This is a genomic window from Martelella sp. AD-3, assembly GCF_001578105.1.
GTDB lineage: Bacteria > Pseudomonadota > Alphaproteobacteria > Rhizobiales > Rhizobiaceae > Martelella.
On the sequence record NZ_CP014275.1, the window covers coordinates 2,607,683 to 2,622,891 of the forward strand.

General features: G+C 65.1%; 17 protein-coding genes and 1 pseudogene. 1 reads left to right on the forward strand and 17 read right to left on the reverse strand.

The annotated features are described in order from the left end of the window. Positions 1 to 97: 97 nt before the first annotated feature. Positions 98 to 1,477, reverse strand: coding sequence for a HAMP domain-containing sensor histidine kinase (locus tag AZF01_RS12085; RefSeq protein ID WP_024706486.1), 1,380 nt, complete (start codon positions 1,475 to 1,477; stop codon positions 98 to 100). Next, positions 1,474 to 2,136, reverse strand: coding sequence for a response regulator transcription factor (locus tag AZF01_RS12090; protein ID WP_024706487.1), 663 nt, complete (start codon positions 2,134 to 2,136; stop codon positions 1,474 to 1,476). The genes AZF01_RS12085 and AZF01_RS12090 overlap by 4 nt, the downstream gene beginning before the upstream one ends. On the opposite strand from AZF01_RS12090, the gene AZF01_RS24035 reads away from it, so the two are divergent. Further along, positions 2,135 to 2,509 carry a hypothetical protein gene (locus AZF01_RS24035; protein WP_024706488.1) on the forward strand — a complete coding sequence of 125 codons (375 nt, stop codon included), beginning with the start codon at positions 2,135 to 2,137 and terminating at the stop codon, positions 2,507 to 2,509. The two genes, AZF01_RS12090 and AZF01_RS24035, sit on opposite strands and share 2 nt — an antisense overlap. 75 nt (positions 2,510 to 2,584) lie before the next feature. Here the strand turns inward: AZF01_RS24035 and AZF01_RS12100 are convergent, their stop codons facing one another. The 15 genes and pseudogenes from AZF01_RS12100 to AZF01_RS12165 all read right to left on the reverse strand — a co-directional run bounded on the left by AZF01_RS12100 (position 2,585) and on the right by AZF01_RS12165 (position 15,200). Then, positions 2,585 to 2,794 (reverse strand): hypothetical protein, encoded by a 210-nt coding sequence (locus AZF01_RS12100; protein WP_024706489.1) that lies wholly within the window; start codon positions 2,792 to 2,794, stop codon positions 2,585 to 2,587. A gap of 16 nt (positions 2,795 to 2,810) precedes the next feature. Next, the gene (locus AZF01_RS12105; RefSeq protein ID WP_024706490.1) at positions 2,811 to 6,659 is read right to left on the reverse strand and encodes a glycoside hydrolase/phage tail family protein; all 3,849 of its coding nucleotides are present in this window, start codon (positions 6,657 to 6,659) and stop codon (positions 2,811 to 2,813) included. Between the two features lie 213 nt (positions 6,660 to 6,872). Further along, on the reverse strand, positions 6,873 to 7,307 hold the full coding sequence (locus AZF01_RS12110) for an NlpC/P60 family protein (RefSeq protein WP_024706491.1): 435 nt from the start codon (positions 7,305 to 7,307) through the stop codon (positions 6,873 to 6,875). Continuing rightward, positions 7,304 to 8,194: a DUF2163 domain-containing protein gene (locus AZF01_RS12115; protein WP_024706492.1), complete on the reverse strand. Its 891-nt coding sequence runs from the start codon at positions 8,192 to 8,194 to the stop codon at positions 7,304 to 7,306. Before AZF01_RS12115 ends, AZF01_RS12110 begins: the two co-directional genes overlap by 4 nt. After that, positions 8,191 to 8,832: a DUF2460 domain-containing protein gene (locus tag AZF01_RS12120; protein ID WP_024706493.1), complete on the reverse strand. Its 642-nt coding sequence runs from the start codon at positions 8,830 to 8,832 to the stop codon at positions 8,191 to 8,193. Before AZF01_RS12120 ends, AZF01_RS12115 begins: the two co-directional genes overlap by 4 nt. Before the next feature lie 215 nt (positions 8,833 to 9,047). Continuing rightward, positions 9,048 to 9,632: a phage tail tape measure protein gene (locus tag AZF01_RS12125; protein ID WP_024706494.1), complete on the reverse strand. Its 585-nt coding sequence runs from the start codon at positions 9,630 to 9,632 to the stop codon at positions 9,048 to 9,050. Then, positions 9,632 to 9,811, reverse strand: a pseudogene (locus AZF01_RS23535) (rcc01693 family protein); the annotation flags it as partial. The gene AZF01_RS12125 and the pseudogene AZF01_RS23535, both read right to left, overlap by 1 nt. 47 nt (positions 9,812 to 9,858) lie before the next feature. Continuing rightward, positions 9,859 to 10,239, reverse strand: coding sequence for a gene transfer agent family protein (locus tag AZF01_RS12130; RefSeq protein WP_024706495.1), 381 nt, complete (start codon positions 10,237 to 10,239; stop codon positions 9,859 to 9,861). After that, positions 10,236 to 10,646 carry a phage major tail protein, TP901-1 family gene (locus AZF01_RS12135; RefSeq protein ID WP_024706496.1) on the reverse strand — a complete coding sequence of 137 codons (411 nt, stop codon included), beginning with the start codon at positions 10,644 to 10,646 and terminating at the stop codon, positions 10,236 to 10,238. The genes AZF01_RS12130 and AZF01_RS12135 overlap by 4 nt, the downstream gene beginning before the upstream one ends. 34 nt (positions 10,647 to 10,680) lie before the next feature. Further along, positions 10,681 to 11,088 carry a DUF3168 domain-containing protein gene (locus AZF01_RS12140; RefSeq protein WP_024706497.1) on the reverse strand — a complete coding sequence of 136 codons (408 nt, stop codon included), beginning with the start codon at positions 11,086 to 11,088 and terminating at the stop codon, positions 10,681 to 10,683. Further along, positions 11,085 to 11,414 (reverse strand): phage head closure protein, encoded by a 330-nt coding sequence (locus AZF01_RS12145; RefSeq protein WP_036235844.1) that lies wholly within the window; start codon positions 11,412 to 11,414, stop codon positions 11,085 to 11,087. Before AZF01_RS12145 ends, AZF01_RS12140 begins: the two co-directional genes overlap by 4 nt. Then, positions 11,414 to 11,980, reverse strand: a complete 567-nt coding sequence (locus tag AZF01_RS12150) for a head-tail connector protein (protein ID WP_024706499.1) — start codon at positions 11,978 to 11,980, stop codon at positions 11,414 to 11,416. Before AZF01_RS12150 ends, AZF01_RS12145 begins: the two co-directional genes overlap by 1 nt. A 75-nt stretch (positions 11,981 to 12,055) precedes the next feature. Continuing rightward, complete coding sequence (locus AZF01_RS12155) at positions 12,056 to 13,285, reverse strand: phage major capsid protein (RefSeq protein WP_036235849.1); 1,230 nt, start codon at positions 13,283 to 13,285, stop codon at positions 12,056 to 12,058. A 40-nt stretch (positions 13,286 to 13,325) separates the two neighbouring features. Continuing rightward, positions 13,326 to 14,012, reverse strand: coding sequence for an HK97 family phage prohead protease (locus AZF01_RS12160; RefSeq protein ID WP_024706501.1), 687 nt, complete (start codon positions 14,010 to 14,012; stop codon positions 13,326 to 13,328). 30 nt (positions 14,013 to 14,042) lie between these two features. Then, positions 14,043 to 15,200, reverse strand: a complete 1,158-nt coding sequence (locus AZF01_RS12165) for a phage portal protein (RefSeq protein WP_024706502.1) — start codon at positions 15,198 to 15,200, stop codon at positions 14,043 to 14,045. Positions 15,201 to 15,209 lie beyond the last annotated feature (9 nt).

A 15,209-nucleotide genomic window follows, 5' to 3' on the forward strand; every position in this document is an offset into this window, starting at 1 on the left:
GCGCGGGCAAGGCATAGCATGGACTGATGCGCCCTTGGACCTAGAAACAGATTATGGCCAGATTTCGCCGGACCGGCCGGCCGGCCAAGCGGAACGGCTATTTTTTGAGTTTCGCCGGCAGCACGATGCGTGCGTGTAGTCCGGCTCCCTCAAGCCCCGTCAACTCGAACCGGCCGCCATAAGCCTGCACGATGTCGTCGACGATGGAAAGGCCGAGCCCGGAACCCGATCCGCTTTCGTCAAGCCTCTGGCCGCGTTTCATCGCCCTGCGGATCTCCTCGGGCGTCAGTCCCGGGCCATCGTCGACAACCGTGATTTCCGCCCATTCGCCGGCTTCCGCGCCACCCTCCATCCTCAGGACATCCACCCGAACCTCGCCCTCGGCAAAACGGGCGGCATTCTCAAGCAGGTTGCCGACCACTTCCTCGATATCCTGCTGCTCTACCGCCAGCACAAGACCGGGAGCGCAGGAGAGCACAAAATGCGTATCAGGGTTCAATCGACGCATCACGCGGACCAGGCGTTCCAGAACGGGCTCCACCTCACAGCGCGTCAGCACCGATTCGGTTTGCGCGGCAATCCGCGCCCGGTTCAGATAGGCCTGGACCTGCGCCTGCATCATCACGACCTGCGACGCGATCAGCTTGCCGCCCTGCCCGCCCATGGCCTGCGCCTCGTTCAAAAGCACGGCAATCGGCGTTTTCAGCGAATGGGCAAGATTGCCGACCTGCATGCGCGCGCGTTCGACGATCGTGCGGTTATTGCGAAGAAGCGCATTGATTTCGTCGGCGAGCGGTTGGATTTCGACGGGAAAGGCGCCTTTCATTTCCCCGTCGCCCTGTTCGGAAATGGTGCTGAGCGCCGCGCGGGCCCTGTCCAGCGGACGCAGGGCCCACAGAATGATCAACCCGTTCAGGAGAATGCTGGCGATGCCGAAGAGCGCGAGAGCGATATAGAGCCGGCGCGAGAACCAGCGCACGTCATTGTCCACCGCATCGCGGTTGCCCGATACGCGCACCCGGGTCGCCCGGTTCTGATCGTCCATCACGACCACCGTCTCGATCACCGCCAATTCGTTGTCGTGGTCGTCGCGAACGACATAGGTCCGCCGAAAGTCACCGTCATACGGCACTTCACTGACCGGCTTGAGCGGCAGTTCCTCACCCCCGAGCGAGGGGGAGCGCAGTGCTTCTCTCTTGTCGTCATAAAGCGGATCGACCACCCAGTACCAACCGGTCTGCGGTTGCTTGTAGCTGAGGTTCCCGAGCTGCGGCGCGCCGGTCAGGTCCCCGTCCTCGTCGATCGACACGGAGTTGACGACATTGAACATCTCGGCCTGCAGAAGCTGGCGGAAACCGCGCTCGGCGGCATTTCTGTAGAGCGCGGAAATCACCACCGCAATCACCAGAAGCGCGATGACAAACCAGACCGTCGTCAGCGCCAGGGAGCGCAGCGTCAGGGAGTTTGCCCATTTCATTCAGGCACCTGCATGCGGTAGCCGAGACCGCGGACCGTCTCGATCCATTCCGGCCCGATCTTCTTGCGCAGACGTCCGACAAAGACCTCGATCGTGTTGGAATCCCGATCGAAGTCCTGATCGTAAAGATGTTCGGTCAGTTCCGTGCGCGAGACGACCTCGCCCTGGTGGTGCATCAGATAGGACAGCAGCCTGTACTCATGCGAGGTCAGGCGCAGCAACTCGCCGTTGAGCGTCGCCTTGGAGGCCTTCACGTCAAGCGCGATCGGCCCGCAGGAGATCGTGCTGGCCGCATGTCCGGCCGCCCGGCGGATGAGCGCCCGGATGCGCGCCATCACTTCCTCGATGTGGAAGGGTTTGGTCACATAGTCGTCGGCGCCGGCGTCGATGCCGGCAACCTTGTCGCTCCAGCGATCGCGCGCCGTGAGAATCAGTACCGGCATCTTTCGCCCGGCGGCGCGCCATTTTTCCAGAATAGACACGCCGTCCAGCGCCGGCAGGCCGATATCGAGAATCACGGCATCATAGGGTTCCGTGTCGCCGAGGAAATGCCCTTCGACGCCGTCATAGGCACAATCGACAACGTAGTCGGACTCCCTCAGCATCTGAGCAAGCTGCCGGTTGAGGTTTTCATCGTCTTCGATGAGCAGGATACGCATGTCGGTCAACTCACTGTTTGCGGACAGGGACTTCGGCAAGGCGCAAGGGCCGCAGGACGATCAGCTCGCGGGAACGGTTCGGGTAATCTTGCGCGGCATATTTCCGTTGTTTGCGGGGATGATGACGGTCACCTGGCAGCTGCTGCCGTCCTGCGTCGGCACCGCGGACAACAACTCTCCGCCGGTGCTCCTGACGACCGCCGCCGCCGCCGCCGCGCAGTCGGCAGCGATTGCGCCGCCGGTCTGGGCGGCAAGGAGCAGGCCGGCGGCCGACGCCATCCGCAATGCAAGCATCGTCTTGCGCATCATCATGTTTCCCAAAGAAATTCACTTTGCTCTTACTGATAAGAATAGTTGGCTGAACTGCAAATGAATAGTCCCATAGACGCAGGCAAAACCCACGGCTGCCGGAGCGCTTGGCCCCGGCAGCCGGTTATCGCACCGTGCGTCAGCGGCTCAGCGTGCCCTTGGCCGCTATCCGGCCGAAAAGCGCGACCAGCCCGCCGGAAGCGCCGGCGAGCGTGGCAATGGAGGCGGCCAGTTCGCTCTGCGTGCCGTCGTCCAGATAGAGGCCGCCCATCTGGAAAAGAGGAGCGGCGATGGCCAGAAGCGCGCCCCATACCGTCTTCGAAAGATACCATTTCTTCGTATTATCCATGTCATTTCCTTTCTGTTCAGACCGCAAGTGAAAATGTGCGGACGAGGGCCGTGCCGAGCGGCACCTTCCGCCCCAGTTGACGAAGCCGGACCGCAAAAACCGTCGCGGGAAGACCGAAGTCGGAGATCTGCTCGGCCTCCGGATAGAGCCATTGCGGCACGGCGGTCTCGATGCTGCGCAGCAAGGTTGCGCCGGCGAAAATCTCCAGGCGGTAGGCTTCGGCGTCCTCGTCCTTCGGAATGTCGGCAGCGGCCCAGTCATCGGCGTCGAGGCGGGAGCGCCGCACCCAGCTGAAGGCCAGGTCACCGGAATTGAGACGCCGAACCTTCAGCTGCACCGGCGACAGAGGCGTCTCCGCCCTGATGCCCCCGGCAAACTGATAGGGCGCGCGCGGATCGGCCTGGCCGTTGGCGGTTTCGACGACATAGTTCCGCGATAGCCCCACATGCCTGCTGCCAAGCCCGACCGGGACAACGGAAGCGTTGAGAACGACGGCGTCATTGCCCGTCTCCGCGCCCGCCAGCATGGCGTCCTCGGTTCCGTGAAGACCGCGCAACAGGCCCTCCAGCCGCCAGCGCCCGGACGAGATTTCCGTGGCCCGCAGGAAGCCGATGATCTCGAACACGCCATTGCCGGCCCTCACGGCAATGCGGTTCTCGCCGTTCAGCACGGCCGTTCTCGTCGCCGATGCGAGACCGCCGAAATCCAGATCGACGACGAGGGCGCGGGTGAAGTCGAACCGCCCGCTCGCCCCGGGCTGAAGCGGGGCGGCAAGTCGCGCCGTTGCCGCCGGCCTGTCGATGACCGCGCCGGGCTGATAACCTTCATCCGTCGACGAGGAGGCGACGAACGCACGGCGGAAGGGGCGGGAGAAGACCGCGACCCGGGCGAAATCCTCGGCCGGTCCCGGTGCGTCGCGCGCAAGGTCGAGAAAGATCACCCTCGGCGAGAAACCCTCCGAGGCGGCGTCATGCGCAAGGCGCGCGTTTTCGCCGGCGCCCGGGGCCGTGCCGGCAGACGGCGAAAACGACCGCGCCTCCAGCCGGATCGTCTCGGCGACCTCAAGCCGCGTCACCATGAAGCGTCCGGCCGGGCCGCCTTCGAGCCGGAACACATCGCCGATTTCCAGAGCGCGCTCCTGCGGCGACAGGTCAATCTGCAGGGTCCGCATGCCGCAACGGCTTTCGCGCAGCAGCGCGTGGGCCCGCTCCAGCGCCGTCGCCTCCGAAAGGACTGTTGGCAATGCGAACCGGAGCACCCGATCGCTGACCGTCGTCGCGCGGCTCGCGCGGGCGCTTGCCTGCGCGTAATCGGCTTCCGGATCGAAATAGGTGACGGCAGCCTCGCCCGGTATATCGCTGCCGTGAAGCCGCGTCTCGCGCCAGGGGCCGGCGTCGCGCTCGGCAACAATATCGATCACGCGCGGTGAAAGGCTGGCGCGCTGGCGCGAACGGAACACCAGGCCGTCGGCCGTTTCGATACAGTCCGCGGAATAGAGCGAGAGCAGCGGCTCGATCAGGTCGCGTGCCGCATCGATATCGGCCTGCAGATAGCCTGTCAGATCACCGCTCAGCAGGCGCGTGTCGCAATCGTTGAAACCGTGATCGGCAAGAAGCGCGCGTACGGCGTCGGCAAGCGTGGTCGCTCCCAGCCTGCCGTTCAGCCAGTGCCCGGTCGTCCAGTTGGCGCCGTCGCTCCACAGCGCATCGTTCTGCGGAAAGGCCGGATAGGGCCGGATGTCCCAGCACCAGAGGAAAATATGGTCAGGATCGACCATGCCGGCAGGCGCGCTGGCGCCCGTCCAATACCCAAGATGCGCTTCCAGGAAGCGGCGCTGCTCGTCGTCGGAACGCCGGCGGCTCGAGAAATGGGGATAGGCGGATTCCGCCGATTTCGGATCGGCAAAGACATTCGGCTGGCAGCTTCCCTTGTCGACCGCCGGACATCCGAGCTCGGTGAACCAGATCGGCTTTTCCATGGGAACCCAGGCGGTGGGCGCAACTGCCTCGCCGCCGCCGATCCGGTCGAAATGCCTGTTCGACCACCAGCCCGCAAGGTCCTTGTATCTGTAGACCCATGGCTTGTTCGCAAGTCCGTCGGTGATCGGCGTGCGTCGTCGCGCTACCCGATCCGCCTGGTCGATATAGTGCCAGTCGTATCCTTCGCCGGCTGCGATCTGCCCTTCAAGCCCGGCCGGATCGGTCGCGCTCTTGAACCCGTCCGGATTCTCCGAAGCAAGGTCGTCATCGCGCCAGTCCGACAACGGCATGTAGTTGTCGATGCCGACAGCGGTGATATCGGGACTCGCCCACAGCGGATCGAGGTTGAAGTAGATATTGCCGCTGCCATCGTCCGGATGGAAACCGAAATACTCGCTCCAGTCCGCGCCGTAGGTGAGCGCCGTATCCGGCCCGAGGATGTTTCGCACGTCGCCCGCAAGCTCGATCAGCCCCTCGACGAAGGGAAAGGCGTCATTCTGATCGCGGATCGAGGTCAGGCCCTTCAGTTCCGAGCCGATGATGAAGCCGTCCACGCCTCCGGCGGCGGCGGCGAGATGCGCATAATGCAGAACGAGACGCCGGTATCCGGCATCCGTGCCGGCAAAGGTGACACCCGTCGGTCCCGGCGTGAAGTGATGCGGCTCGGCCGTGCCCAGAAATGCCTCCACCTGCGCCCGGGCAGCCGCGGTCCGGTCGCTCGAGCCGGAAACGCCCCTGGCGGGATGGCAGGTGATCCGGCCGCGCCAGGGATAGATGGCCTGCTCCGCGCCGCCATAGGGGTCGGGCAGACCGTTGGCCGCAGGCACGTCCATCATGATGAAGGGATAGAGAAACACCTTCAGCCCGCGCGCCTTCAGGTCTGCGATCGCCGCCATCAGCCCGGCATCGTTGGGCGTGCCGCCATAGGCCGGTCCGCCCTCATGCGTGCTCACCACATGCGCCTCGTCGCGCTTGAGGCCGGAAACGGACCAGGGCGTGCTCTCCTCGGCGCGAAACGGCGTTTCCACGCCCGGCAGAATGCGGCACTCACCCGCCCTCAGATCCGAGCCGAACCAGGTGACGACCAGCGCCACGCGCTCCAGATTGGGGCAAAGCGCGGTCAGTTCGTCGACCGAGGCTTCCCAGTCGGTCGCGCGGGTGAGCGTGTTGCGGTTCATGATCCGCTGGCTTCCGCGGCCGAGCGATTCTGTGACCGGATAAGGGCAGAGCCCGTGTTCGGTCGCGCCGGGAATGACGGCGATGGCCTTCACCCGGCTCTCGAGCGCTCCCGTCGGCTTCAGCACCTCGAACTGGATCACGGGGATGCGGTTGCCGAATCCGTCGAGCGGCAGGCGTTCGAAGACGACATAACAGAGCCCGCGATAGGCAGGCGCGTTGCCGGCGCCCTGCTTGGCCTCGATCAGGGGATCTGGCAACTGGCTGTCATCGCCCGGATAGAAGCGCATCTCGATGCCGGTCAGGTCCAGCTCGCGCCCGTCCGCCCAGACCCGCCGGATCGCGGCAACGGGGCCTTCACAAATGCCGAAGGCGAAATTGCCGTAATAGGCGAAGCTCTCGAGCGTCGAGCCCGACGCCTTGCCGCCGGCGCGCTCCTCGACCACGTCTTCCTCGAATCGCGTCGCCCAGATCAGCGTTCCCCCGACCCGCGACGCGCCGTAGACGCGCGGAATGGCAACGCCCTCCTCCGCGCCGCCAACCCGGGCGGTCGGCAAATGGCGGCCGGCTGCCCTGCGGCCGCCGGAAAAGATGGATCCGTCGACCGCCGCGCCGGCGAGCGCGCCCAGCGCCCGCCCGGCAACGGCGCCGAACGGTCCGAGAACGCTGCCAAATGCGGCGCCTGCCGCCTGAAATAGGATCGTTGCCATGAGTTGAACCTCGACGAGAAGAACAGCGCGCCCGCTTGCCGCCGGCGCGATATGCGTGTTTGGATTTTCAACGACCGCGCCAAGGCGAGGCCCTGGACGATGTCCTCCGGCTAGCGCATCGGCCCGAAAATCGGGTCTGATTTTCGGAAAGCACGATGCGTAGATAAAATAGGTTAGAGCGTCCTTTGTGCGTCCGAATGGACGCACGGCGCTCTAAAGCGCGGGAAAGCGGAAGACGCCGGCGATCCGGCGCCGCCATGAGGGGACGAGCGGGGAGCGGATAACGCCCGCCTGCTCGTAAGCGTGGATGAAATGATCCGGCCCGCTGAGGATCCCGGCATGCTTGGCCGCATACTGCCGACGCCAGCGAAAAAGCAGGATATCGCCCGGCAACATTTCATCGGGACCGAGAGCCGGTCCGCAATGGCGCATCGCCGCCTCGAGCAGCCGCTCGGTTCCGCTGCGCTCGGCCCAGTCCGGCGCATAGGGAACGTCGATACCCGGCGCCGCGCCATAAAGCGCGCGCCAGACGCCGCGAATGAGCCCCAGGCAATCGCAGCCGACGCCGATCTCTGCCGCCTGATGCCGATAGGGCGTGCCGATCCATTTCTCGGCCTCGGCGACGGCCCGGTCTCCCGTCACCGTCATTTGAACAGCGGGCTCCCGTCATGGGCGCTCTCGCCATTCACATAGGAATAGGCAAAGTCGGCGCCGGGCACATGGGGAAAGCCACGGAAATTCAGGTGATTGCCGAATTTTGTCCGGCAGGTGGAGAAAGCCTTGTCGCACCCTGCCGTCAGACGGACCTGATCGCCGGTCTCGGGCAGATGCTCGAGCGGCAGCCAGAGATCGACGCGCATGCCCCCGGCAACGGGCGCATTCCCGTCGATGTCGAAGCTGCGGCCGACAAGGTCGCCGCTTTCGAGACGCGCCGTGCCGTGGGCGAAAAATCCCTCGGCGAAAGCGCCCGTCCCGGCGATCACCAGCCGGGTTTCGCTTTCGACGGCCAGAACCGTCCCCGTGGCGATAAAGCCGGCGCTGTCGGGATCGAATCCGCAGGCGGCATCACCGAAAACCGCGTCACAGCGCCGCGTAAAACTGCGCCCCTGCGGTTGCGACAGGCGATGCGCGCGCGAACGCAGTTCGGCCTTGAAACCGCCGCCTTCGCGCGACACCTCGCCAATCTCCAGAACCTGAAGGCGCTGATGCTGTTCGGGCGTCTGCCAGTTGGCGAGAAAGACCTCGACCCGCGCGCCGTCATAATCGCCCCGGGCCAGCGCCTCCTGGGAAATCGCGTCACTGGAAAAGCCGCCAACGACCTCGTTGGTGCTCGCGGCGAGCCCCTCTTCTGCCTCGAAGCCCGAGGAGAAAAAACCGCTTGCCGCCTGAAACTGTGTTCCCGCGAACACAAGATCCCGGTCATGCTCGGTAAAACCAAGCACGCTTCCGTTCCGAAGCGACAGCCGCCAGCAGTGGCAGACCGTTGTCGCATCCTGCCCAAGATGGGCTGCGAGCGCCGCGTCCAGTGTTCTCATGGCATGATCTCCGTCAGCGGAACCGAAGGCACGCTCCCCGCATTGAAGGCCTTCATGTTGATGTCGATCCGGTCGATCGCAAAGCGGACCGGAACGTCGAAGGAGAAGCCGGCGAATATCTCCGTTCCCGCAGCCGGTATTGCGGCTGCCGCAAAGGTCACGATGCCGGTTGTCGTATCGACAGAGAAGTCGGAGCCGGGGATCTCGACGCCGTCGACGGACACCCGGACAGACCCCGCCACAGGCTTTTCGATCGTCCTGACGAACGAAGCCGCAGGATCGCCATAAGTCTTGACCAGTTGAAACGTCGCCGTGGATCCGTCGCCGCTTGCGATCCGCTGATCCGTCGGCCCTGGCTCCGCCAGAGGGCCGCACGACTTGAAATCCACCGGATCGCGGAAGCGGAAGCCGTAAAGCTCGCCGCCGCGCGCCTCGAAGAACGCCGTCAGTTCGTAAAGGTCCGCCACCGAGCGCAGGGCCGAGCCCGCGTCGTAGGAGCGCCTCGAGTTCCTCCAGCGCTGGTTGCGGTTTTCCCGCCCGTTGGACAGGTTGACGATATCCGTGCGCCGCACCGGCCCGCCGCTGACGGAAAGCGACAGCCTGAGCGGGAAACGCACCTCGTGAAAGCTCGCGCTCATGATGCCTCCCTCGGAGCATTTCGCAGTCAGACGGAAACATCTGGCGTTCGCGAAAATGCGTCAAAACAAATAGATAGAGCGGTGCCGCGTTTCCCAGAAAGGCGTAACCGTTCTAGAGCGCCGTGCGTCCATTTGGACGCACAAAGGACGCTCTAACCTATTGAATCTACGCATCGTGCTTTCCGAAAATCGATTCCGATTTTCGGGCCGATGCGCTAGAGATTGCGCTGGCCGGTGCGCACCGCCCTTGCCAGCATCGCGGAAATCTGCCCCTGGCTTTTCTGGAAGCTCGCGGCGTCTTGGGCCGTGACATTGAAGACGATCTGCGGCCCGCCGCCGCCCCCGGATGCCGATACGCCGAGCGCGCCGTCCGGCCCGCGTTTCAGCGGCAGGATCGCCTCGCTGCCGGCCTCGCCCATCAGCCCGAGCCCGCCGCTCATCGGAAAATAGGTCGGGCGCGAAACGACGCCGCCATCGGCAAAGGGCGTGATCCGGCCCGGCACGCCGCCATTGGCATGGGCGACGACCTGGATCAGGCCATCGGCGAGATTGCCGATCTGGCCGGAGATCGCGTTCTCAAGCGGCTTCAGCGCCGAACTCAGCGCGAGTTCCGAAAGTCGCCGACCGAGGTCGCCGAGAACGCTCTGCAGCCCCTTGCCGGAAAGCGTCGCATCCTTGAGCGCGCCGGTGATCGCTGTCGAAAACCGGTCGGACTGCGCTTCCAGATCGACAAGCACGTCATAGAGCGCACTCGCTCCGTTCGCCGCATCGGCGAAATTGTCGGCTGTATCAGCTTCCATCACGTTTTCCTCGCATCGTCGGGATAGCGCATCATCATCTCTTCCAGCCCCGCGCGTGTCGGATAAGGACCTGCCGGCGCGAAGGCGCCGGTCATCGCCGCGAACTCGACCGGCGTCAAAGACCAGAAGTCCTCGGGTTTCAGCCGCAGCAGGCAAAGCCCCGTATGCAGCGCCGAGCGCCAGGGGAAAGGCTCGGCGCCGGGAGGTTCGGGGCCTGCCGCTGCGGCTAGGAAGGGTCCGGCCTAGCCGCGCCCGCTGGCGCGCGCTCCGCCTCCCCTCCCGAAAAGGTCACGGTCAGCAATTCGCCGACCAGTTTTGCATAGGCGGCCACGCCGCCCTCCATGCTCATTGCCGCCACCTCGTCATCGTTGATGGCATTACCGCCGCCGCGAAGACCGGCGCCGATAATCGCTATCAGGTCGCCTGCTCGCAGCCGTCCGGAGCCGAGACGCCCGCCGAGGTCGCCGAGGCCGTCCGCCGAAAACGCCGTTTCAAGCTCCGCCAGCGCGCCGAGCGTCAGGCACAGAATGCGGCGTTCGCCATCGATCACCGCCTCGACCTCGCCGCGATGACGGTTGGCGCGCGCGCCCTTTCCGCCGATCGTCATGAGAGCGCTCCAAAGCTGATCGCTCCGGCCGATTCCAGCGCGACGTCGAACTGCAATTCGCCATTGTGCTGGCCCGAATATTCGAGCGAAGTGAACTGGAAGGGGCCGGAGAGCGTGCCGAAGCCGGGGATGACGATCTCGCTACTCACCAGCGCCCCGGCAAAAAAGGCCGCGCGCACCGTCTCATCGGAGGCCGCGTCCTTGAAGATGCCGCTTGCCGTCAGCGAGGCGCGTTGAATACCGGCACCGCCAAGCAGTTCGCGCCAGCGCCCCGCACTTTCAGAATCGGTGATATCCACAGTCTCGGCGTTGAAGCGCAACGCCTTCGACCTGAGGCCGGCGACCGTCTCGTAGGCGGCTCCGTTATGCAGCTTCAGCAGCAGGTCCTTTGCCTTCTGGGCTGTCATCGTGATCTCCGTGGTCAATCGCTAAAAGGGTCGTTCAAAAGGGTTCCGTCACCGCGCGAAAGCGCATCTCGGCAAGGAAATAACCGGTCCGCGCCAGCCGCCGCACCCGGCTCGCGCGATGCAGCAGGCTGACGAGGGCGAAGCCGGAAAGGGAAAGCGCCGCATCGTGCAGCAGCGCCCTGACCCGCGCCTCGATCGCCTGCACCGCCTTGCGCCCATGCGCTTCCGACCAGATCTCGAGCGTGAGGAAATGCTCGCTGCCTGGCTCGGTCGCCGTCGAATAGTCGCGCGTCTCGCATTCGCCGAAGACGATTGCCGGCAGTTGCGGCCGGTTCAGCAGCCGATCGAAAATCGCATCCGGCCCGATCAGGGCCGTCAGCGCGGCGTCATTGGAAAGCGTCGCGTGGATCGCGCTCAAAAGCGCGTTTTCAGCCGAGCTCATGGCCTCTCCTCCTCGCAGCGGCAGACGGTATAGCGGCCCGTCTCGTCGGGATCGCGAAAGCCCGCGAGCCTGAAGATGCGCCCGCCCCGCACCAACCGCATGCCCGGCACGAGATCGCCGCGCGCCCGAAGCCAGATTTCGTGCGTCACCCGAAAGGTTTCGCCGCCGGCCTCTTCGCTGGAGGAGACCGAAAGCGGCTCGACCCTGGCCCAGGCCTGGGCGAGAAGCGAATAGGTAATGCTCGCGCCGCCCTGTCCGTCCGGCGTCGCCACCGGCGTCATCAGGTCAAGGCGGTGGGAGAAGGCGCCGGGATCAAGCGTCACCATCACAGCCTCCAGGCCTTCAGCGGCGCGATCAGCCGGTCATAGCCCTCCGGCGCGCCGGCGGGCTGCTGATCGGCGGCAATGACGCCGCGAAAGGAAAACATATGGGCGACGTGCCGCAGGATCGCCTGTTTGGCGACATCGGGCACGTCCGCCGCCGCTCCGAAGCCGGCGGTGAAGTCGACCTCGATCCCGTTGCACCCCGCCCTGCGGCCGGCAAGTCCCGGCATATAGAAGCGGGCCGGGCGCGCGCGGCCGTCCAGCCGCGCCTGATCCTGCGGCACCGCCGAGGCCATGCCCTCGCGGTCATAGACCGTCACCGCCCCGACCGATTGCACCGGCCCGTGGGCAAGCGACACCATTCCGCTCGCCGGCCAGTCATCGCGGTAGAGCCGCCATCCTTGCGTGACAAGCGAAAGCCCGCTCACCATCTCCAGATAGTCGCGGGCCGTGGCGATAAGGTCGCCGAGAAGCGCATCCTCATCGCTGCCGTCGAGGCGCAGAAACGCCTTGGCCTCGGCAAGGGTCACCGGCTCTTCGGCGGCCGGCGTGATCAGGGCATAGCTCATCGCGAAAGTGTCCTTCTGCCATTTAAAAACCCCGGCAGAAACTGCCGGGGCGCGCATTGCTCCCGTCGTGACGGATCACATGTCGCCGAATTTGATCAGCTTGATCGCCTCGAAGTTCTGCACCCCGCCGCCGACGCGCTTGGTGGTGTAGAACAGCACATAGGGCTTGGCGGAATAGGGATCGCGCAGGATCCTGACCCCGGCGCGATCGACCACCAGATAACCGGCAGCGAAATCGCCGAACGCTATCGACATGGAATCAACGCCGATATCGGGCATGTCCTCCGCTTCGGTCACGGGAAAGCCCATCAGCGAGGCCGGCTGGCCGAGGCTCGCCGGCGGCTGCCAGAGATAATTGCCGTCATCGTCCTTGAACTTGCGGATCGTCCCTTGCGTCTTCCGGTTCATCACGAACTGGGCGTTCTGGCGGTGGGCCGCCTTCAGCGCATAGATTGTCTCGATCAGCGTGTCGGAGGGATCGGCCGCCTTGAAGCCGCCATCGACGCCGGTCGCGATATAGCCGATCTTCTCCCACTCCCAGGCGCTGTCGGCCACCGTGGCGTAACTCAGGAAGCCCTTGGGCGTATTCGCCGTATTGCCGTTCACGAAGGCCGCGCCCTCCTGCTCGGCAAAGGCGATGTCGATCTCCGAGGCAATCCAGTTCTCGACATCGACCGCCGCATCGTCAAGCAGCGATGCGCTCGCTGCCGGCATGGCGTAAAGCTCCATGGTCGGGAAGGAGAGCTCGGAGATATCGGGCGTCGCCGTCTGGTCGCGGTCGGCAATCTCGCCGACCCACCCGGCCGTGAAACCGGACGCGATAAAAGGCTTCTTCAGTACCGCGCCGGACACCTGGCGCACCGTTGCCAGCCGGCGGATCGGCGAGACGACGGAAAGCCTGCGGCCGATTTCCGTATCCGTTTCCTCCGGCACCAGATAGCCGCCGTCGCTTTCCGCGGTGGAGATCGCCTTCGCCTCCAGCGCCCTGAGGCCGTGGTCGTCGCCGCGGCGGATATAGTTCTCGAAGGCCTGTTTGTGCTCGGCAGCCGCAAGGCTCGTTCCGCGTCCAAGCGCCGGTCGCGCCCGCTTCAGCTGCATCTCGTCGAGCTGGCGGGCCTGGGCATCCATGGCGCGGTTGATGCGGTCGACCTTTTCGCGGGTCAGCACATCCTCGCCCATCTTGCTCTCGATCTCGCCGAGCCTTCGGTCATTGGCGTCCTTGAACGCCTCGAAGCTCGACATGAAGGCCTCGAAGGCCTCGGCAATACCCGCGGGCGCGCTCTTGAGCTCGGGCGCCGCTTTCATCTTCGCATCGGTCACGATGAATTCCTCTCTTTGAAAAACTTCAGGACGACATCATCCGCCGTGCCCGGCGCAGCAGGCCGAGCAGGCGTTCGTCGTCCATCTCGTCATCGCCGCCGGCCGCATCCCGCCCGCCGACCAGCGCCTCGTAGCCGCCGGCAAGAAGCCGGCGCGCCGCCTTTCGGCTCAGGCCGGCATCCCGCGTCAGCCATCGCTCGAATTCCCTGATGGTGGGAAATGCGTCACCCGCCTGCTTCACGCTGGCAATGCGCGCCGACGGCAGCATCGGAAAGGTGACGATCGATATTTCCCAGAGGTCCGCTTCCAGCACCCGGCGCACGCCGGTCTTCGCATCCGTCTTGGCGCGCACGGTCTGAAAGCCGATCGAAAGTCCGTCGAGGCCGCCGGATTTCATCAGCGCGTGCACCTCGCGGGCCCGCGCCACATCCGGGGAAAGCACGCCCTCGACGTAGAGCCCGCGCCCATCCTCGCGGATCCTGCGCCAGGCCCCGATCGGCTCGGACGGATCATGCTGGAACAGCATGCGCACGCCTTCGGCCCCGCGCTTCTGCAGCGAGCGCGAAAACGCCCCGCGCTCGATCATGTCCTTGCCCAGGTCAACTTCGCCGAACAGGCTCGCATAGCCCGAAAACGAGCCGTCCCCGGCAAGGTCTGTCAGCGACAGATCGGCATATTTCAGTTCGTCAGCCAGCATCGATCCTTCGCCCATAGCGGCGCCTCCTGAAAGCTCTTGCATGTTTCAGTACCCCACGGCCGCGCGCTTCTCCTCGTCGGTGAGGAAATCAGCCGTTGCGACCCGCGACCAGAGCGCATCGCGCTCGGCGGCAAGTGCGGGCACCTGGTCGAGGTCCGGCTCGAGCCTCAGTCCAGCGCCATAAACCGGCTCCAGCCAGGCCGTCAGCGAGGCGGCCGTGCGGACAATCAGCGGCAACACGGTCAGCCGGTAGAAGGCGCGGTTGGCCTCCTGATAGTTGGAATAGGTATTGTCGCCGGGAATCCCGAGCATCATCGGCGGCACGCCGATGGAAAGCGCAATGTCGCGGGCAGCACCATTGCGCGCCTCGGTGAAATCCATGTCGCGCGGCGTCAGCCCCATCGCCTTCCAGTCGAGCCCGCCTTCCAGAAGCAGCGGTCGGCCGGCGCGCACCGGACCCGCATAGCCTTCCTCCAGTTCCTGCTTCAGCCGCTCATACTGCTCCTCGGTCAGGTTGCCGCCATCTTTCGGCTGATAGACCAGCGCGCCCGAAGGCCTTGCCGAATTGTCGAGCAGCGCCTTGTTCCAGACGGAAGCGGCGTTGTGCAGGTCGAGCGCCATCTGCGCGGCGGCAAGCGGCGAAAACCCCGTGTGGTCGTCAAGCGGGTGGAACAGCCGCATATGCAGCAGCGTCAGCCCCTTGCCCTCCGCCGCGAAACGGGTCACATGGTTTCCGGCGCGATATTCATAGGCCTCCGGCCAGCCGTCGCGCCCCTCGATCACGCGGATGCGGTCCGGCCGCAGCAGGTGCAGCTCGCGCAAATCCTCACCCAGTATGATGGGTTCGATATAGGCGTTGCCCGAAAGCAGGAGCACGCCGAACAGCGCCTCCAGAAAGTCCGCGCCGCACATGCGCCGGTTCGGTCGCTTCAGAAGCGACAGAAGCGGGTGATCGGAAACGAGCGTGCCGTTGTCGAACAATTGCCAGGGCATGGCGCTCGCGGCTTCCGCGATCAGACGCACAGCGCGGTGGGCCACGGGGTTCCTCATGAACCCTTCGCGGGCAAGGGCGGCATAGGACCGGCCGGACCAGCGCGCCTCGCCGCTGAAGGCGATGGCGGAGAGCATTGTCGCCGCCTTTTTGTCGGGCACGCCGACAGGCTCGGCCGGGCGCCTGCCCGGCAGATGAAAGGGCATTTTCATGCCGCCTCC